Annotated in this window: 18 protein-coding genes; 10 read left to right on the top strand and 8 right to left on the bottom strand. The window is 66.6% G+C overall.

The features are described 5' to 3' along the window. Positions 1-5 precede the first annotated feature (5 nt). Together tal and tkt are read right to left on the bottom strand one after the other, a co-directional pair. Positions 6-1,124: a transaldolase gene (gene tal / locus L1892_RS03395; RefSeq protein WP_235722052.1), complete on the bottom strand. Its 1,119-nt coding sequence runs from the start codon at positions 1,122-1,124 to the stop codon at positions 6-8. Between the two features lie 4 nt (positions 1,125-1,128). Further along, positions 1,129-3,225: a transketolase gene (tkt, locus tag L1892_RS03390; RefSeq protein ID WP_235722051.1), complete on the bottom strand. Its 2,097-nt coding sequence runs from the start codon at positions 3,223-3,225 to the stop codon at positions 1,129-1,131. Between the two features lie 385 nt (positions 3,226-3,610). Between tkt and L1892_RS03385 the strand changes: the two genes are divergently transcribed. Then, the gene (locus tag L1892_RS03385) at positions 3,611-4,591 is read left to right on the top strand and encodes a heme o synthase (RefSeq protein ID WP_372474963.1); all 981 of its coding nucleotides are present in this window, start codon (positions 3,611-3,613) and stop codon (positions 4,589-4,591) included. A gap of 58 nt (positions 4,592-4,649) precedes the next feature. Here L1892_RS03385 and L1892_RS03380 read toward each other — a convergent pair whose 3' ends face one another. Beyond that, positions 4,650-5,618, bottom strand: a complete 969-nt coding sequence (locus tag L1892_RS03380; RefSeq protein WP_235722360.1) for a quinone oxidoreductase family protein — start codon at positions 5,616-5,618, stop codon at positions 4,650-4,652. A gap of 110 nt (positions 5,619-5,728) precedes the next feature. On the opposite strand from L1892_RS03380, the gene L1892_RS03375 reads away from it, so the two are divergent. Next, positions 5,729-6,106 carry a hypothetical protein gene (locus tag L1892_RS03375; protein ID WP_235722049.1) on the top strand — a complete coding sequence of 126 codons (378 nt, stop codon included), beginning with the start codon at positions 5,729-5,731 and terminating at the stop codon, positions 6,104-6,106. A gap of 40 nt (positions 6,107-6,146) precedes the next feature. On the opposite strand, the gene L1892_RS03370 is transcribed toward L1892_RS03375, so the two are convergent. The 4 genes from L1892_RS03370 to mptB all read right to left on the bottom strand — a co-directional run bounded on the left by L1892_RS03370 (position 6,147) and on the right by mptB (position 10,911). Continuing rightward, a complete protein-coding gene (locus tag L1892_RS03370; protein WP_235722048.1) occupies positions 6,147-7,226 on the bottom strand; it encodes a COX15/CtaA family protein in 1,080 nt (359 codons plus the stop codon). After that, positions 7,223-8,017: an ABC transporter permease gene (locus tag L1892_RS03365; protein ID WP_235722047.1), complete on the bottom strand. Its 795-nt coding sequence runs from the start codon at positions 8,015-8,017 to the stop codon at positions 7,223-7,225. The genes L1892_RS03370 and L1892_RS03365 overlap by 4 nt, the downstream gene beginning before the upstream one ends. Then, positions 8,014-8,958, bottom strand: coding sequence for an ABC transporter ATP-binding protein (locus L1892_RS03360; protein WP_235722046.1), 945 nt, complete (start codon positions 8,956-8,958; stop codon positions 8,014-8,016). The genes L1892_RS03365 and L1892_RS03360 overlap by 4 nt, the downstream gene beginning before the upstream one ends. Before the next feature lie 144 nt (positions 8,959-9,102). After that, complete coding sequence (gene mptB / locus L1892_RS03355) at positions 9,103-10,911, bottom strand: polyprenol phosphomannose-dependent alpha 1,6 mannosyltransferase MptB (RefSeq protein WP_372474962.1); 1,809 nt, start codon at positions 10,909-10,911, stop codon at positions 9,103-9,105. A 191-nt stretch (positions 10,912-11,102) separates the two neighbouring features. On the opposite strand from mptB, the gene L1892_RS03350 reads away from it, so the two are divergent. The 7 genes from L1892_RS03350 (at position 11,103) to L1892_RS03320 (ending at position 17,701) form a co-directional block, all read left to right on the top strand. Continuing rightward, positions 11,103-11,915, top strand: coding sequence for a helix-turn-helix transcriptional regulator (locus L1892_RS03350; RefSeq protein ID WP_235722358.1), 813 nt, complete (start codon positions 11,103-11,105; stop codon positions 11,913-11,915). Then, positions 11,912-13,375 carry a Fe-S cluster assembly protein SufB gene (gene sufB, locus L1892_RS03345; RefSeq protein ID WP_235722045.1) on the top strand — a complete coding sequence of 488 codons (1,464 nt, stop codon included), beginning with the start codon at positions 11,912-11,914 and terminating at the stop codon, positions 13,373-13,375. The genes L1892_RS03350 and sufB overlap by 4 nt, the downstream gene beginning before the upstream one ends. Continuing rightward, positions 13,375-14,592, top strand: a complete 1,218-nt coding sequence (gene sufD / locus L1892_RS03340; protein ID WP_235722044.1) for a Fe-S cluster assembly protein SufD — start codon at positions 13,375-13,377, stop codon at positions 14,590-14,592. Before sufB ends, sufD begins: the two co-directional genes overlap by 1 nt. A 196-nt stretch (positions 14,593-14,788) precedes the next feature. Then, positions 14,789-15,562 carry a Fe-S cluster assembly ATPase SufC gene (sufC, locus tag L1892_RS03335; RefSeq protein WP_235722043.1) on the top strand — a complete coding sequence of 258 codons (774 nt, stop codon included), beginning with the start codon at positions 14,789-14,791 and terminating at the stop codon, positions 15,560-15,562. Positions 15,563-15,585: 23 nt separating this feature from the next. Further along, a complete protein-coding gene (locus tag L1892_RS03330) occupies positions 15,586-16,869 on the top strand; it encodes a cysteine desulfurase (RefSeq protein ID WP_308191646.1) in 1,284 nt (427 codons plus the stop codon). Beyond that, a complete protein-coding gene (gene sufU / locus L1892_RS03325; protein ID WP_235722042.1) occupies positions 16,869-17,324 on the top strand; it encodes a Fe-S cluster assembly sulfur transfer protein SufU in 456 nt (151 codons plus the stop codon). Before L1892_RS03330 ends, sufU begins: the two co-directional genes overlap by 1 nt. Next, entirely contained in the window at positions 17,321-17,701 is a 381-nt protein-coding gene (locus L1892_RS03320) for a metal-sulfur cluster assembly factor (protein ID WP_235722041.1), read from the top strand. The genes sufU and L1892_RS03320 overlap by 4 nt, the downstream gene beginning before the upstream one ends. 3 nt (positions 17,702-17,704) lie before the next feature. Here L1892_RS03320 and L1892_RS03315 read toward each other — a convergent pair whose 3' ends face one another. Then, positions 17,705-18,013, bottom strand: a complete 309-nt coding sequence (locus L1892_RS03315) for a hypothetical protein (protein ID WP_235722040.1) — start codon at positions 18,011-18,013, stop codon at positions 17,705-17,707. A gap of 118 nt (positions 18,014-18,131) precedes the next feature. On the opposite strand from L1892_RS03315, the gene L1892_RS03310 reads away from it, so the two are divergent. Continuing rightward, positions 18,132-19,277: a helix-turn-helix transcriptional regulator gene (locus L1892_RS03310; protein WP_235722039.1), complete on the top strand. Its 1,146-nt coding sequence runs from the start codon at positions 18,132-18,134 to the stop codon at positions 19,275-19,277. The last annotated feature ends 81 nt before the right edge of the window (positions 19,278-19,358 follow it).

Here is a 19,358-nt window from a genome sequence, read left to right as displayed (position 1 = left end):
CGCGGTCAGCCCTTCGCGGCCGTGAGCTGCTCGGCGGTGGCGTCGAGCAACTCGTTCCACGACACCTCGAATTTCTCCACGCCCTCGTCCTCGAGGACCTTGAAGACGTCGGCGACGTCGATGCCGACAGCGGCGAGACTGTCGAAGACCTCTTGCGACTCGTTCGCCAGGCCGACGATGGATCCGGTGTTGACCCAGCCGTGATCGGCGAACGCATCCATCGTCTTGCCCGGCATGGTGTTCACCGTGTTGGGGGCGACGAGTTCGCTGACATACAGGGTGTCGGGGTAGTCGGGATTCTTCACCCCGGTCGACGCCCACAGGGCACGCTGTGGGCGGGCGCCCTGCGCGAGAAGGTCGGGGAAGCGGGACTCGACCTCGAAGACCTCCTGATAGGCCTGATAGGCGAGTCGTGCGTTGGCCAGTGCGGCTTTGCCCTTGAGGTCGGTGGCGGCCGGGGTACCGATGGCATCGAGACGCTTGTCGACCTCGGTGTCGACCCGCGAGACGAAGAACGAGGCGACCGAATGGATGGTCGAGAGGTCATGGCCCGCTGCGGCGGCCGCGTCGAGGCCGTCCAGGTAGGCGTCCATCACCTCCTTGTACCGCTCCACCGAGAAGATCAGCGTCACGTTCACGCTGATGCCCTCGGCCAGGGTGCGGGTGATCGCGGGCAGTCCGGCCTTGGTGGCGGGGATCTTGATCAGCAGGTTGGGCCGGTCGACGATCTTCCACAGTTCGACGGCCTGTGCGACGGTGGCGTCGGTTTCGTGGGCCAGTCGCGGATCCACTTCGATCGACACGCGCCCGTCGACGCCGTCGGACTCCTCGAACACCGGTGCGAGCACGTCGCAGGCGTTGCGTACGTCGTCGGTGGTGACGGTCCGGATCGTCGCGTCGACGTCGGCTCCGCGCGCGGCCAGCTCGTTGACCTGGCCGTCGTAGGCGGTTCCCTTCGACAGGGCCGCCTGGAAGATGGATGGATTCGTGGTGACTCCGACGACGGATTTGGTCTCGACCAGTTCCTTGAGGCCACCGGAGGAGATCAGTTCTCGGGACAGGTCGTCGAGCCAGACCGAGACGCCGGCCTCGGACAGTTCTGCCAGCTTTGCGTTCTGAGTCATGCTGCTATCCCTTCACGTTGGCGATCGAGCGTTGTGCGGCGGCGACGGTGGCGTCGGGTGTGATGCCGAACTCGGTGTACAGCGTCTGGTAGTCGGCGGATTCCCCGTAGTGCTCGAGTGAAACGCATTCGCCGAAGCCGCCCACGATCTTGTGCCACGACATGGCGATACCGGCCTCCACCGAAACGCGCGCCTTGACCGTCGGCGGCAGTACCTGATCGCGGTAGTTCTGGTCCTGACTTTCGAACCACTCGACGCATGGCATGGATACGACCCGCGCGCCGATGCCCTGCGCCTCCAGCTTCTGGCCGGCGGCGACGGCGATCTCGACCTCCGAGCCGGTGGCGATGAGGATCACGTCGGGGACGGGTGTGGATGCCTCGACGAGGACGTAGCCGCCCTTCTCTACGCCCTGGGCCGAGGTGTTCTCCAACACCCCGACCTTCTGGCGGGTCAGGCACAGACCGACCGGTCCGCTGCTGCTGGACTTCTCCAGCACCGTCTTCCACGCGAACGCGGTCTCGTTCGCATCGGCCGGACGGACCACGCTGAGATTCGGGATGGCGCGCAGGGCCGACAGGTGTTCGATCGGCTGGTGGGTGGGTCCGTCCTCGCCGAGCCCGATGGAATCGTGGGTCCACACATAGATCGGATCGATGTCCATCAGCGAGGCCAACCGGACCGCCGGACGCATGTAGTCACTGAACTGCAGGAAGGTGCCACCGTAGGCGCGGGTCGGTCCATGCAGCACGATGCCGGACAGGATCGAACCCATGGCGTGCTCCCGGATGCCGAAGTGCAGCGTCCGCCCGTAGGGCTCGGCATCCCAGTCGGCGTTGGAGATCGAGGTCGGTCCGAAGGACTTCGCGCCCTTCATGGTCGTGTTGTTGCTGCCTGCGAGGTCGGCCGAACCGCCCCAGAGTTCGGGCAGCACGGGGGCCACGGCGTTGAGCACGTCACCGGATGCGGATCGGGTGGCGACCGAGCCGCCGGGTTCCCAGCTGGGCAGCACGTCGGACCAGCCGGCGGGTAGCCGGTCCTGGCTGACCCGATCGAACAGCTCTTTGCGCGCCGGTTCGCGTTCGACCCACGCGTTGAACGACGACTCCCATTCCTGGTGCGCCGCCCGACCGCGGTCGACGAGACCGCGGGTGTGCGAGATGACCTCGTCGCTCACCTCGAAGGACTTGTCGGGGTCGAAACCGAGGATCTTCTTGGTCGCCGCAACCTCCTCGGCACCCAACGCCGAGCCGTGCACGCCACCGGTGTTCATCTTGGTGGGTGCCGGGTAGCCGATGATGGTGCGCAGCAGGATGATCGACGGTCGGTCGGTGACCGATTTGGCCTCGGCGACCGCGGCCTCGATGGCGGCCACGTCCTCGCCGCCCTCGACGACCTGGACGTGCCAGCCGTATGCCTCGTAGCGCTTGGCGGTGTCCTCGGAGAGCGCGATGCTGGTGCCGTGTTCGATCGAGATCTCGTTGTCGTCGTAGAACAGGATCAGGTTCCCCAGTTGTTGGGTACCCGCCAGCGACGACGCCTCGGAAGTGACGCCCTCTTCGATGTCGCCGTCGGAGGCCACCACGTAGATGTAGTGATCGAACGGGCTCTCACCCCACGCCGGCTCGGGATCGAACAGACCCCGTTCGCGGCGAGCGGCCATCGCCATGCCCACCGCCGACGCCAAGCCCTGTCCGAGCGGTCCGGTGGTGATCTCGACGCCACGGGTGTGCCGGAACTCCGGGTGGCCCGGGGTCTTGGATTTGAAGGTGCGCAGCGCCTCGAGATCGGCCAATTCGAGGCCGAATCCGCCGAGATACAGCTGGATGTAAAGGGTGAGGCTCGAATGGCCGCAGGACAGCACGAAGCGGTCGCGCCCGACCCACTCGGTGTCGGCGGGGTCGTGGCGCATCACACGCTGGAACAGCGTGTAGGCCAGGGGAGCGAGACTCATCGCGGTGCCGGGATGGCCACTTCCGCATTTCTGGACGGCGTCGGCGGCCAGTACCCGCACGGTGTCGACCGCGCGGGTGTCCACGTCGGTCCAATCGTCGGGGTAAGCCGGCTGGGTCAACGCGCGAATGTCATCTGTCAGCGCCACGGTCGTGGTGTCTCCTGTGCCTAGTCGGTGCGATCCGATCGCAGGTTGTCTGGTCCTGCCATCAACAGTATGTACAAGTCCACAAGGTGCTCGACGGTGTGATTCGCACGACCATCGCCCTGTCGGCGACGTCGCCACGATGGCGGGGTGCAACCACACCGGCCGCGAGTACGGCAGCCACGTCGTCAAGCCTAGTCGCCCTCGCTGTGCGACTGCGCGTCGAGTTGCCCGAATGGACCCGGGAGGCGATTCTTCGATCGCCCGACCCACCGTCTACCATGCTCTGTAGTAGCCCCTCGTCGAGTTCCGCGCCGAAGTATCCGAATCCGCCGTGCTCCGACGTCGTCGGGGCAGACGAGGAGAGGCCGTGAGGATTGGGGAACGTGTGAGCGGAGATCTGTCCGCTGCATCCCGCGGGTCCCATGGGTCGGTCGCGCCGGCACCAGCCGCCGCGGGGGACTCGTTCTTGGCCCGGTCGAAGGCGACGGTGCTCGCCTACGTCGCGCTCACCAAACCGCGGGTCATCGAGCTTCTGTTGGTGGCCACGATCCCGGTGATGCTGCAGGCCGACCGTGGCCACGTCGACATCGCGTTGATCGCCGCCACCCTCTTGGGTGGCTGGCTCGGCGCGGGCAGTGCCAACACCCTGAACATGGTGGCCGACGCCGACATCGACCAGAAGATGAAGCGCACCGCGCGCCGGCCGCTGGCGCGTCACGCCGTGACCACGCGCAACGCGCTGATCTTCGGCATCGTGCTGTGGATCGCGTCGTTTGCGGTGCTGTGGTCGGCGGCGAATCTGCTCAGTGCGCTGCTGGTCACCGCGACCATCGCGTTCTACGTAGGCGTCTACACGATGATCCTCAAGCGTCGCACCTGGCAGAACGTGGTGTGGGGCGGGGCCGCCGGATGTATGCCGACCCTCGTCGGCTGGGCAGCGGTGACCGGATCCATCGGCTGGCAGCCGATCGTGCTGTTCTTGGTGATCTTCTTCTGGACACCGCCACACACCTGGGCGCTGGCGATGCGCTACAAGGAGGATTACCGGGCGGCCGGCGTGCCGATGCTGCCGGTGATCGCCACCGAGGAGCGCGTCACCCGCCAGATGGTCCTCTACACCTGGGCGACGGTGCTCAGTTCGCTTGCGCTGATCGCCGGCACGAGTTGGATCTACGCTGCGGTCGCGGTGCTCTCCGGCGGCTGGTTTGCCAGCCGTGTGCACAAGCTGTACAGGGAGACCCGGGCCGGTGCCGAAGTGGCGCCTTTGAAGATCTTCCTGCAATCCAACGAGTATCTCGCCATCCTGTTCTGCGGTCTCGCCATCGATGCGGTGGTGAACCTGCCGCTGATCACCAGCTACTTCTGACCCCTCCGCATCCTCGCCGGTCGGCATCAGTCGCCGGGCGGTGGCGCCCAGACCGGGGTCAGCCCGGGATCAGCACGGTCGTTCCCGTGGTCAGGCGTGACTCCAGCGCCCGGTGTGCCTCGGCGGCGTCGGCGAGGCGATGGCGCTGTCCCACCCGGATGTCGATGTCACCGTCTGCGACAGCACCCAGGAACTCGCCGGCGCGCCAACGCAGTTCTTCGGTGTCGGCTATGAAGTGCCCCAGGGTCGGCCGGGTGACCGACAGCGAACCGGCCGGATTCAGACGCTGCAGATCAAACGGCGGAACCGGTCCGGACGCCGCGCCGAAGAGCACGATGATGCCGCGTACCGCGGTCGATGCCAGCGATTGTTCGAAGGTGTCGGCCCCCACACCGTCATAGGCCACCGACACCCCGCGGCCGTCGGTGAGTGACCGGACTTCCTCGGCCAGCGCGTCGCCGTATCGCACCACGTGATCGGCGCCTGCCGCTCGGGAAAGGGTCTCCTTGTCGTCCGAGGACACTGTCGTGATCACCCGCAGGCCACGACGCTTGGCCATCTGCGTCAGAATCAGACCGACTCCGCCGGCGCCGGCATGGATCAGCACGGTCTCACCCGTGGCCGGTCGAGCACTCCCGTCGAGTAGGTAGTGCGCGGTGAGTCCGCGGAGCATGGCCGATCCGGCGACATCGTCGGCGACCCCGTCCGGGATCGGCACAGCGCGGGCGGCGGGCACCGCGACCAGTTCGGCATAGCTGCCCGGCGCGTCGACCCAGCACACCCGTTGTCCGACGGCCACATCGTCGACGTCGGCGCCGACCGCGGTCACCTCGCCGGCGCCCTCGGTGCCGGGCACATACGGCGGCACCGACGGGTAGAGGCCGCGGCGCAGGTAGGTGTCGATGAAGTTGACCCCGACCGCGGCGGTGCGCACGATGACCTCTCCCGGTGCGGGTATGGGGTCATCGACGGTGCCGAAATCGAGGACGTCGGGGCCTCCGTGGCGGACCACCTGGATTGCACGCATGGCACCGTTGTACCCCATCGGCCGAGAGGTGATCGCGCGTGCCATGCGCAGCGTGCCGGCCACCGGTGGGTCGACATCACGGCGGGTGGGCACCGGTATGCTCAAGCACCATGAGCGATCAGCCCGCAACCGATTCCGTCGACGCCTCCGCCCCCGCCGTCGAGGTGCCGAACGACGTCGTCGCGTCCATCAAGGGCTTCGTCGAACGCGAGGGGGGTTCGGCGAAGGTGGTTCTGCAGCCGATCGGAGCAGCCGGGGTACGCATCACGCTGGTCGGTGAGAGCGGAGGCATCCTCGGCGACCGTGTGGTGCCCGACATGGCCGTGGCCCACGCCGTGGTTGCGGCGGTGGACGGTCTCGAGACCGCAGAGTGGGACCGTGACCTCACGTCGGCGGCGAATGTCTCACCGTCGCACTACACGAAGATGGCGGGTTGGGTGGCCAACCAGAAGCGCTTCCCGAGGCCGCGAAATCGGGCGATTCTGTGAGATTCGCGGTCTGCGTTCCGGCGCGGGCCTTGCGAGCGCTCTAGCGGCGACGCTCGGCCCGCAGGGTGCCGGCGGTGGCCGACACCTCCCCGTCGTCGTGCACCGATTCCCGGTCCACCGGCCGTGGACGGTCGCCGAACCGCAGGATCATCCACGTGGCGGCGATGAGCAGCAACGCGCTCACCGTCATGTGCGCGATCACCAGGGCGATCGGCAGACCGGTGTTGTACTGGACGACACCCAGCACACCCTGCAGGGTGATCAATCCGAGCACCACATCGGCCGTTCGGCGTTCGGGTTGGCGCATCAGGTGGGTGACCACCGCGAGCGCCACGGCAAGACCGATGAGTATGAAGACGCCGTCGGCGTGTAGCTGGGTGGCGTTGTCGGGTGCCAACCCGTTACGGGGGGCGTCGGCATCACCTGCATGCGGACCGGAACCGGTGACCACAGTGCCGAGATAGATGACCACCCACACCACGAGACATTGCAGCCACGCGAGCCGATGCCCCAGACGTGACGCGAGGTCGGCGACCGGTGTTGCATCGGTCCGCGGACGCATCCGGTACACCAGCACCGTCGCACCGGAGACCAGCACCATCGACAACACGAAGTGCAGCGAGACGACCCAGGGGTTCAGCTGGGTCAGCACGGTGATTCCGCCGATGACGCCCTGAAAAGGGATGCCGAGGGCGAGGAGTGCGGCGAGCCAGCGGTCGCGGCGCTCGGAGCGGGCGTATCGGTACACAGCGGTGAAGGTGGCGATCGCGATCACCACCAGTACCCAGGTGAGCATGCGATTGCCGAACTCGATCACCCCGTGCATGCCCAATGCGCCGTGGGGTACGAACGAATCGTCGGTACAGCGCGGCCAGGTGGGACATCCGAGTCCGGAACCGGTCAGTCGGACGGCGCCGCCGGTCGCGACGATCCCGACGTTTGCGACCAGCAGTGCGATGCTCCACAGCCACACGAAACGAGCGGTCGGGTGCCCGAAGCCCGGAACCCGCGTGAACCTGCCGGGCCGGTCGGATGTCGATGCCGACGTCTCGGTCGCCGATGTCTCGGTTGTCGAAGGATCGGCGGCCGATCCGGCCGGCCGCGTGTTGGACGTTGTCATTCGAACCGGAACCACCTCACCGCGAGCACAGCGGCCACCGCCGCCCATGCGAGCAATACACCTATGCCGAAGAAATCGATCGAACCCGCGGTCGCCTGGCCGAGGGCTTCGGTCAATGCGCCGGATGGGACGGCGCGGGCGATCCACTGCATCGCGTCGGGAACCCGATCACCCATCACCACCAAGCTGCCGACACCGACCATCGCGAACCACAGCAGGTTGCCCAGCGCCAGCACGACCTCGGCCTTCAGTGTGCCGCCCAGCAGCAGGCCGAGCGCCGAGAAGGTGATGGTCCCGACCGCGATGACAAGCGCTCCGAGGACGATGCCGAGCGCCGATGGTCGCCAGCCGAACGCGAGACCGATGGCCCCGAGGATGACGGCCTGCAGGGCGACCACGAGCACGACCGCGATCGACTTGCCCGCGATGATGCCCCAGCGGGGGATCGGTGTGGCGCCCAGTCGTTTGAGCGCGCCGTACCGTCGGTCGAAGCCCAGGGCGATCGCCTGGCCGGTGAAGGCCGTCGACATCACCGCGACCGTCATGATGGCCGGGACGAACGTGGTCGCCCGTTCGGCCGTCGACGCGCCGAGGTCAGTGTCCAACGGCAGCAGGCACAGACCGACCAGCAGCGTGATCGGGATGAACATGGTGAGCAGCAATTGCTCGCCGTTACGCAGCAGCAGCTTCAGTTCCATCCGCGACTGCGCGACGAGGATCGTCGGCAGCGATGACGCGCGTGGGCGAGGTGCGAACGTGCCGGGGGCGAACCGATTGGCGGCGGTGGTCATGAGCGCAGCGCCCGCCCGGTCAGGTCGAGGAACACGTCCGACAGGCTGCGGGTCTCCACCCGCAGATCGGTGGCGAGCACATCGATCTTCGCGAACCACGCGGTGACGGTCGCCAGGACCTGCGGACTCACCGGCCCCCGGACCAGATAGCTGCCCGGCGCCGTCTCCGTACAGCGATAGCCCTCGGGCAATGCCAGCAGCAGAAGTGAGACGTCGAGGCCGCGGGGTGCGGAGAATCGCAATTCGTTCTCGGCGCCGCGGCTGGTGAGGTCGGCAGGTGTCCCGGCGGCGACCACCCGACCGTGGTCGATGATCACCACGTCGTCGGCGAGCTCCTCGGCCTCATCCATCAGATGTGTGGTCAACAGCACCGCCACCCCATCGCTGCGCAGGCGATCGATCAGTTCCCACACCAGGATCCGGGCGTGGGCGTCGAGGCCCGCGGTCGGTTCGTCCAGGAAGACCAACTCCGGTCGTCCGACGATCGCGCACGCCAGTGACAGCCGTTGTTGCTGGCCACCGGAGAGTCGACGAAATGGTGTCCGCGCGCAATCGGCGAGACCCAGCACGTCCAGCAACCAGCCGGGATCGACGGGGTCGGCGCTGTAGGACGCGCAGAGTCGGAGCATCTCCTCGGCCCGCGCGCCCGGGTACGCGCCACCGCCCTGCAACATGACGCCGATGCGCCGCCGCAGTTCATCGTTGTTCTCGATGGGGTCGAGGCCCAGCACTCGGACGGAGCCGGCGTCGGCGGTCAGAAAGCCCTCGCAGACCTCGACGGTGGTGGTTTTCCCGGCACCGTTCGGCCCGAGCAGCGCGAGGATCGAGCCGGGCGCGAGGTGGAGGTCGAGGCCGTCGACCGCGGTGTGCGTGCCGTATCTCTTGACCAGGCCGGTGACGTGCAGAGCCGGTGTGGTCCTCGCGGCGCGATCGGTGTTCATCGGGCGACCGTCGGCCGACCGTTGCTCATCTCGCCGATCATCGCCGTGGTACCGCTCCCGCATCGTCGTGCCGTGCACACCCGCCAGAGTATGCGGAGGGGGCCGTCGGCCAAAAATTGCGTCGAACCGAGGAATCGCGTCGGTTCAGCCGGTGTGCGCATCGTCTCGTGCCGACTCCCGGTCGCGGTGGGCGCCGCGCCGCGTCCGCCACCAGCGCTGGATCGGCAGATCCTCGAAGAACAAGGCGGTCATCACCGCGACCATGATCACGCCGGCGAGAAGTCCTTGTGCCAGAACCACTCCGCTGGTGTTGGAGCTGGTGGGCATCACCACGATGGCGATGATCGCCGATACCGCGATGGTGGAGATGCGGAACCACGGGCGGGTCGCCCACGCTGCCAGTGGGATGACCGCCCACAGGAGATACCAGGCCTGCACGAACGGGAAGAAGACGACCACTGTGGCCATTGACACACCGAGTGCGCCGAGTGGATGCAGCCGTCCGCCGAGGCAGGCGAGCATCCATCGGACGATGAACACCGCGGCGATCAGTTGGCCCAACGGTCGACCGATCTCCAGGATCGCCTGCGTCTGATCGCCGAGACCCAATGCGACGCCGAGCCGGCCGGTGGTGACCGACAGCAAGGTCGGCATCGACATCCAGGAACGCACCACGTCGCCGGTGGACAGGGTGCTGGTCCAGCCGAACCCGAGGCCGGTACCGACGCAGATGCCCACCATCACCGTCACCAGCACACCGGCCAGGGTGGCCGCCGAGGCAGCGAGCGCGGCGATGGATCGACGCGATCGATCCCACCACTGGCGCACCGGTGCGTGACGCAGCGCGGGCAGGTACGCGCCCCAGCGTTGGGCGAGCGCGATGCCGACGAACCCGAGCGCCAGCATCGACGTCACCTTCACCATGGCCGACGCAGAGATCACCGCGGCGCCGGCGATCAGGATCCAACCCGCCGACGATGGCCAGATCGACCCGGGTCTGCGTAATCGATCGCTGCCGTAGATGGCGCGGAAGCACAGTTCGAGACCCACCAGCATCATGCCGAGCATCAGGGCTTCGTTGTGGATGCCGCCGACGAGATGCAGGATCAGCAACGGGTTCATCGCACCGAGCCACAGCGCGGCCACCGAGGACACCCCGCAGCGGCGGGCCAGCCGAGGCAGTGCCCACACGATCAGCGCGATGCCCACCAACGCCAGCAGCCGATGCAAAAAGATCGCAGCCGTGATGTTCTCCCCGGTCACAGCGGTGATCCCCTTGCCGAGCCAGAGGAACAGGGGGCCATAGGGGGCCGGGGTGTCGCGCCACAGGTTGGGCACCGACCGCGTCAGTACGTGGTCGACCCCGAGGCCGCGCACCGGGCTGATCACGTAGGGGTCCATCCCTCGGAACGCGATCGCGCTCTGTGCCAGATACGAGTAGATGTCCTTGGACAGCAGTGGCGGTGCGACGATGATCGGCGCGATCCACAGCATCAGGGTGCGGTCGGCTTGTCGGCGGGTCATCCGACGGTCGGGGCTGCGTCCGTGCAGGACCTCCACACCGAACCGTCCGACGGCGAATCGGCCGATCAGCAGCCATGCCACCACGAGCATGATGGTGCCGCCGATCGACAAGGTCAGCGCCGTGCTCCACATGCGGGAGGGCAGCGAGAGCACCCGCATACCGGCCACCGGGTTCTGCAGCACGGGAATCGCGCCCGTGCCGAGCGAACCGATCAGCAGCAGAACCGACCCGGTGGCGCCGAACAGCTTGATGCGCAGCAGCCGACGGTTCTCCGCTTCGTTGAGCGGGCCGACTTCGCGCTCGTCGTCGTGGAGCCGGGCGACCGTCCTGCCGTAGTCGCCGCGCCGTTCGGTGGCGTCATCGGCGGCGCCGTTGTCTCGGCGGGGGCGGGACCGGCGCAGGCCGAGGTAGTCCACTGCCCCCCGCAGGCGCGGACCCAGCGAACGGGCCCGACCACCCGTCACTGTGGTGTCTGGCACGCCGACGACTCTAATGCCCCGGGTGGTCGCGGCGGATCCGCCACAGACAGACGGGGCGCGAACCGGTCGGATTCACCACACTAAGGCGACCCTTGCTGGCACCGGGGAAGCAATTACGTCACACTTGTGTTGTGAAAACCATGCGGAGCGATACGACGCTGCGATCAGCAGCGCATGCCGCCCCCGTGGACGGGGGAGCGGCCGGCCTCGGTCATCCCGATGGCCAGACCCGTGCTGCGGTGGTGTCACTGCTGGTCGAAGACGGACCCTTGACCGCTTCGGAGATCGCCGATCGGTTGGGGATAAGCGCTGCCGGTGTGCGCCGCCATCTGGAGGCGCTCACCGACGCCGGTGACGTCGAGACCTCGTCGTCGGGCTTCGGCCGAGCTCACCGCGGTCGGGGAAGACCGGCCAAGTGGTTCCAGCTCACGGCCACCGGCCGGGGCAAGTTGCGGCACGCCTACGACGATCTCGCGGGTGCGGCGATGCGCCGACTGCGTGCCGTCGGCGGCGAGGCCGCGGTCGAGGAGTTCGCGCGCGATCGTGTGGAGGAGATCGTGGCCGACGTCGTGCCCGCGCAGGAATCCGGTTCGGTCGCGGACACGGTCAACGAGATCGCCGACGCGCTCACCAGCGCCGGGTTCTCGGCCAACACGCGTCAGGTGGGTACCGGGATGCAGATCTGCCAGCATCACTGCCCGGTCGCACATGTCGCCACCGAGTTCCCCGAACTGTGTGAAGCCGAGACCGCGGTGTTCACCGAACTCCTCGGCACGCACGTGCAACGTCTGGCGACCATCGCCAACGGCGACTGCGCGTGCACCACCCACGTGCCGCTGCACCCTCCGCCGGAGAGTGCCCAGGTCCCGTCCGGGACCACCACGACGCAAGCGAGTGATGCACAGCCCGCATCCGCTCGAACACAGAAGACGAGTCGAAAGGCCTCGCGATGACAGTGACCGACCCGACCGCAACCGATACCGGAACACCGACGAAGCCTGCTCCGCTGACCCAAGAGGAGACCATCGCGTCGCTCGGCAACTACGGCTACGGCTGGGCCGACTCGGATGTCGCCGGCGCCAGCGCGCAGCGCGGTTTGTCCGATGCCGTCGTCGCCGACATCTCCGGCAAGAAGAACGAGCCGGAGTGGATGCTCGAGCAGCGACTCAAGGCGCTGCGCATCTTCGATCGCAAGCCGATGCCGCACTGGGGCGGCGACCTCGGCGGGATCGACTTCGACAACATCAAGTACTTCGTCCGCTCCACGGAGAAGCAGGCGGCGAGCTGGGACGACCTGCCCGAGGACATCAAGAACACCTACGACAAGCTGGGCATCCCGGAGGCCGAGAAGCAGCGTCTGGTCGCCGGCGTCGCAGCCCAGTACGAGTCGGAGGTGGTCTACCACCAGATCCGCGAGGACCTGGAGGAGCAGGGCGTCATCTTCATGGACACCGACACCGGGCTGCGTGAGCACCCGGAGATCTTCCAGGAGTACTTCGGCTCGGTCATCCCGGCCGGGGACAACAAGTTCTCCGCGCTCAACACCGCGGTGTGGTCGGGTGGTTCGTTCATCTATGTGCCGCCGGGCGTGCACGTCGACATCCCGCTGCAGGCCTACTTCCGCATCAACACCGAGAACATGGGGCAGTTCGAGCGCACGCTGATCATCGTCGACGAGGGTGCCTACGTGCACTACGTCGAGGGTTGCACCGCGCCGATCTACAAGACCGACTCGCTGCACTCGGCGGTCGTCGAAATCATTGTGAAGAAGGGCGGACGCTGCCGCTACACGACCATCCAGAACTGGTCGAACAACGTCTACAACCTGGTCACCAAGCGTGCCAAGGCCGAGGCCGGCGCCACCATGGAGTGGATCGACGGCAACATCGGATCCAAGGTCACCATGAAGTACCCGGCCGTGTGGCTGACCGGTGAGCACGCCAAGGGCGAGGTCCTCTCGGTCGCGTTCGCCGGTGAGGGGCAGCATCAGGACACCGGCTCCAAGATGGTGCATCTGGCCCCGAACACGTCGAGCAACATCGTTTCCAAGTCCGTTGCGCGCGGCGGCGGGCGAGCCTCGTACCGCGGCCTGATCAAGGTCAACAACGGTGCACACGGCAGTCGGTCCACGGTGAAATGCGATGCGCTGCTGGTCGACACGATCTCCCGCAGCGACACCTACCCGTACGTCGACATCCGTGAGGACGACGTGACCATGGGTCACGAGGCCACCGTCTCCAAGGTGAGCGACGATCAGCTCTTCTACCTCATGAGCCGTGGCCTCACCGAGGACGAGGCGATGGCCATGGTGGTGCGCGGATTCGTCGAGCCGATCGCCAAGGAACTCCCGATGGAGTACGCCCTCGAACTCAACCGCCTCATCGAACTGCAGATGGAAGGAGCCGTCGGCTGATGGCCGATCCGACTATTCCGACGACCGGCAGCCCGGCAACCAACAGCACTGCCGGCACCCCCGGACTGACCACGACGGCCGTCAACAAAGGTGAGATGTTCACCTCGTTCGACGTCGACGCTTTCGAGATCCCGAGCCCGCGCGAAGAGGTCTGGCGGTTCACGCCGTTCCGCCGCCTGCGCGGACTGCACGACGGCAAGGCCACCCGCACCGCCGAAGCGCAGGTCACGGTCGAGGGCGCCGGTGACGGCGCCTCGGTGCAGACCGTAGGGCGCGACGACGCGCGGCTCGGCGACGGCGGCGTCCCGTTCGATCGCATCGCAGCGCAGGCGTACACGTCGTTCACTCAGGCCACCGTGGTCACCGTCGGCAAAGAGGTCGATCACACCGACCCGATCACGCTGACCGTGACCGGGCCGGGCGTCGACGAGGTGGCCTTCGGTCACATCCAGATCCGGCTCGAACCGTTCGCCCGCGCCGTGGTGGTCCTCGACCAGAAGGGCAGCGGCACCTACGCGGAGAACGTCGAGTTCGTCGTTGGCGACCAGGCATCGTTGACCGTGGTGAACGTGCACGACTGGGCCGACGATGCCGTGCACGTCGCCGCCCACCATGTGCGTGCGGGTCGTGACTCGACGATTCGTCATTTCGCCGTCAGCCTCGGTGGCAACCTGGTCCGGCTCTCGCCGGTGGTGCACTACGACGCACCAGGTGGCGACGTCGAACTGTGGGGGCTCTACTTCGCCGACGCCGGCCAGCACCTCGAGCAGCGTCTACTCGTCGACCACAGTCAGCCGCACTGCCGCTCGAATGTGGTGTACAAGGGTGCGCTGCAAGGTGATACGACCGGCGATCGCACCCGCGAAGCCCACACCGTGTGGATCGGTGACGTCCTGATCCGTGCGGAAGCCGAGGGCACCGACACCTTCGAGCTCAACCGCAACCTGGTGCTGACAGATAACGCCCGCGCCGACTCGGTGCCGAACCTCGAGATCGAGACCGGAGAGATCGTCGGCGCCGGACATGCCAGCGCCACCGGACGTTTCGACGACGAACAGCTGTTCTATCTGCAGGCCCGCGGCATCCCCGAGGATCAGGCGCGTCGCCTGGTGATCCGGGGCTTCTTCCGCGAGGTCATCGCCAAGATCGGCGTCCCGGACCTGCGCGAACGGCTCGAAGCCGCGATCGAAGAAGAACTCGAACTCGCCGGCGCCTGACCCGTACCTCCGCTGATCGAGTAGCCCGAGACGCCACCCGCTGATCGAGTAGTCCGAGGCACCACCCGAGACACCACCCGCTGATCGAGTAGTCCGAGGCACCACCCGAGACACCACCCGCTGATCGAGTAGTCCGAGGCGCTAGCCGAGGACGTATCGAGATCGAGATCACCAGCCCTAGAAAGAAACACACCACATGACCACACTGGAAATTCGTGACCTGCACGTCGACGTCGCGCAGAGCGACACCGACGCCGAACCCATCCACATCCTCAAGGGTGTCGACCTCACCGTGTCGTCCGATCAGACGCACGCGATCATGGGACCCAATGGTTCGGGGAAGTCGACGCTGTCCTACGCCATCGCCGGACACCCGAAGTATCAGGTGACCCAGGGGTCGATCACCCTCGACGGCGAGGACGTCCTAGAGATGAGCGTCGACGAGCGGGCCCGCGCCGGTCTCTTCCTGGCCATGCAGTACCCGGTCGAGGTGCCCGGCGTGTCGATGTCGAACTTCCTGCGCACGGCGGCCACCTCGGTACGAGGTGAGGCCCCGAAGCTGCGCCACTGGGTCAAGGAGACCAAGGAGGCGATGAGCGCGCTGGAGATCGATCCGTCGTTCGGCGAGCGCAGCGTCAACGAGGGCTTCTCCGGTGGTGAGAAAAAGCGTCACGAGATCCTGCAGCTCGATCTGCTCAAGCCGAAGATCGCGATCCTCGACGAGACCGACTCGGGACTCGACGTCGACGCGTTGCGCGTGGTGAGCGAGGGTGTCAACCGTTACAAGGCCACCGAACACGGCGGCATCCTGCTGATCACCCACTACACGCGCATCCTGCGCTACATCAAGCCGGACTTCGTCCACGTGTTCGTCAACGGTCGCGTGGTCGAGTCGGCCGGTCCCGAACTCGCCGACGAACTCGAAGAGAACGGCTACGTGCGGTTCACCTCGGCAGCTGCCGCGGGCTGAGCCCAGTCGAAGGAGGTGCAGACGTGACGATCTCACCGGATGTGGTGGCGTCGCAGCCTATCGATGTGGACCGTCTGAGGGCCGACTTCCCTATCCTGGCGCGCACGGTTCGCGACGGGAAACGGTTGGTGTACCTGGATTCCGGCGCGACATCGCAGCGCCCGGTCCAGGTGCTCGACGCCGAACGCGACTTCCTCACCACACACAACGCTGCTGTTCATCGCGGGGCGCATCAGCTGGCTGAGGAGGCCACCGACGCCTACGAGGATGCACGTGCCGCGATCGCCGAGTTCGTTGGTGCGACCTCGGAGACGATCGTGTTCACCAAGAACGCGACCGAGGCCATCAACCTCGTCGCCTACACACTCTCCGACGACCGGTCAGCCGCCCTGCTGGGCGGGCGGCGCCTGGGTGCCGGGGACACCGTGGTCATCACCGAGCTCGAGCATCACGCCAACCTCGTCCCGTGGCAAGAGCTGTGCCGCAGGACCGGAGCCACCCTCAAGTGGTACGGCGTAACCGACGACGGACGTATCGACCTGGACTCGCTGGAGCTCGACGAGACCGTCAAGATCGTCTCCTTCACCCACCAGTCCAATGTCACCGGGGCAGTGTCCGACGTTGACGAACTCGTCCGGCGCGCACGGGCGGTGGGCGCCCGGGTGGTGCTCGACGCGTGCCAGTCGGTGCCGCATGCACCGGTGGATTTCACGGCGCTCGACGTCGATTTCGCTGCGTTCTCCGGACACAAGATGTTCGGCCCGTCGGGCGTGGGAGTGCTCTACGGCAAGCCGGAACTGCTCGAGTCCCTGCCACCTTTCGTCACCGGCGGTTCGATGATCGAGTTGGTCACGATGGAGACCTCGACGTATGCGCCGGCACCGCAGCGCTTCGAGGCCGGCGTGCCGATGACCTCGCAGGTGGTGGGGCTGGGGGCAGCCGTCAAGTATCTGAACCAGATCGGCATGGATGCGATCGCGGCCCACGAGCATCGACTCACCGTGTACGCCCTGGAACGCCTCGGCACAATCGATGGGCTACGCATCATCGGCCCACAGACGGCCACTGATCGCGGCGGTGCTGTCGCGTTTTTGACCGAGGGTGTGCATGCACACGATCTCGGGCAGATCCTCGACGACGAGGGTGTGGCGATTCGCGTGGGACATCATTGCGCCTGGCCGTTGCATCGACGTTTCGGTGTGGCCGCGACCGTTCGGGCATCGTTCGCCGCGTACAACACCACCGCCGAGGTCGACGCGCTGGTCGACGCGATCGTCAAGGCCCAGAGCTTCTTCGGAGTGCGCTGATGCGGATGGAGCAGATGTACCAGGAGGTGATCCTGGATCACTACAAACATCCGCACGGTCGTGGCCTGCGTGAGCCATTCGGTGCCGAGGTGCACCACGTCAACCCGACCTGCGGCGACGAGGTGACCCTGCGCGTCGCGGTCTCGGCGGACAACACAACGATCGAGGACATCTCCTACGACGGTCAGGGCTGTTCGATTTCACAGGCTTCCACCTCGGTGCTCTACGACCAGCTGGTCGGGGAGTCGGTGGACGACGCACTGGCCACCGTCGAGTCGTTCAACTCGATGATGACCTCGCGGGGTGCCGATGAAGGAAACGAAGATCTGATCGGCGACGGCATCGCGTTCGCTGGTGTCAGCAAGTATCCAGCGCGGGTGAAGTGTGCGCTGTTGGGATGGATGGCGTTCAAAGACGCGTTGTCACAAACGGTCGACGCAAAGGAGTCAGCATGAGCGAGGAAATCACCGCGCCGGAGGCGCCCGAAACAGCACAGCCTGAGGCGCCGAACACGTCGCTGCCTCAACTCGAGGATGTCGAAGAGGCGATGCGCGACGTCGTCGACCCGGAACTCGGTATCAACGTCGTCGATCTCGGTCTGGTGTACGGCATCGAGGTCACCGACGAGGCGGTGGCCAAGATCGACATGACCCTCACCTCGGCAGCGTGCCCGCTGACCGATGTGATCGAGGATCAGTCGCGCGGAGCACTCGTCAGCAGCGGGTTGTGCACCGACCTGGAGATCAACTGGGTCTGGATCCCGCCGTGGGGTCCGGACAAGATCACCGATGACGGCCGCGAACAACTGCGGGCGCTCGGCTTCACGGTATAGCTGTCAGCGATGCTGCGACGAAGCATACTGGTGGACGTCGAGGATCTCGCGCACCTGTGGCCGGTCATGGCCGCGTGCCACACATCGTGATCGATTGCTGTCCCAGATGTTCTGCAGTACGCCGATGAAGTGCTCGGCCTGCTCTTTCGCGCAGAAGTCGAGGTCGACGTAGACCTTTGTCGGATCGTCGAGGTTCCGCGTGACTCGGTATGCGGTGACTCCCGCGCCCGCGCGGAACCCTTCGGCCTGTGCGAACGCGTCGTGCCAGCGGCCGTAGTCGTCGGTCACGGTGGCGACATGCAGTGCGAACATGACTCTCTCCCTGTTGTTGTGGTGTCCGTGTGACCTCAACGTAGAGCCCTGGTCTGCGGTGCCACCATCCCCAACTCTGGGGATCTTCGCCCGGTCGCCGGCAGGATAGGGTGAGATCATGCGTGCCGATCTCGTGGCGCGGGTGGAACGAACCTGCTCCCGGCGCCAGGACGCGAAAGGACTGCGATTGGCAGTCCTCGAGCACCTGCGTGACGAGTTCGCCTTCGACGGCTACGTATGGCTGCTCACCGATCCACAGACCAGCGTCGGGACATCACCGTTGGCCGCGATTCCCGGTTTGCCGTGGCACCGGCTTCCGGCGCTCATCACCGCACGCTATCTCGCCACCGCCAACCGCTGGACGGCGTTGACGTCGTCCCCCCGGCAGGTCGGAAGGCTCTCTGCGGCAACCGAATCCGAGCTCGCCGGGTCGCAACTGTGGCGAACGGAATTGGCGAAGCTCGGCGTCGTCGACATCGCCTCGGTGGTCTTCGCCGACAAACACGGGTATTGGGGATGGCTCGATCTCTGGCGATCGAACGGCCGCCGAGCGTTCGACGATGCCGATCTGGAGCTCCTCGCGCAGATCCGGTCCGCCGTGACACACGCGCTGCGCGGGTGTCAGGCCCGATGCTTCGGGGACCGCGTCGACGGTGCACGTGCTGGTCCGTCGGTACTCGTGCTGGCGCCGGACTTGTCGGTCCGCGGGCAGACCGCGGAAGCGGGGCGACAGTTGTATCGGCTAAATCCTCCCGATCCCGGTCCCGACGGTGCGCCGCCGGATGTGCCGGCCATTCCTGCAGCTGCCTACAACGTTGCTGCGCAACTGGTTGCGCGCGAGCGCGGTGTCGACGCCCGGCCGTCCCGTGCGCGGGTGCACATCGCCGGGTTGGGCTGGCTCACGCTTCAGGCCGATCGGATGACGGGCCCGGCACCCGTCGACGAGCGCGACATCGCCGTCACGATCGAACCATCCGGATTCACCGATCGGCGTGAGGTGTTCGGTCGGGTACACGGTCTCACCCGCCGCGAGGTCGACGTGCTCGAATCGGTGCTGCGCGGCGCGGACACTCACGCGATCGCGCAGGAATTATCGGTGTCCGAGCACACCGTCAACGATCACGTGAAAGCGATTCTTGCGAAGACGGGATGCCCGAACCGACACGGGCTCGTGGCGCGGGTGGCCGGTGACCTACCGGCAGATGCACGCGTCGACGAGGGCATTCTCGGTCGTGGGGACGCCCCGGGTCGATGCGCGGTGTAGAACTGCACACGTGGGTGAACCGTCGGATGAGCATGCGGCATCGGACGGGCGGTTTCGGCGCGTGCGGCGCTGGAAACCGCC

The sequence above is a fragment of the Gordonia tangerina genome, assembly GCF_021556435.1.
Lineage (GTDB): Bacteria > Actinomycetota > Actinomycetes > Mycobacteriales > Mycobacteriaceae > Gordonia > Gordonia tangerina.
This window is presented reverse-complemented; position numbering and strand designations above follow the sequence as displayed.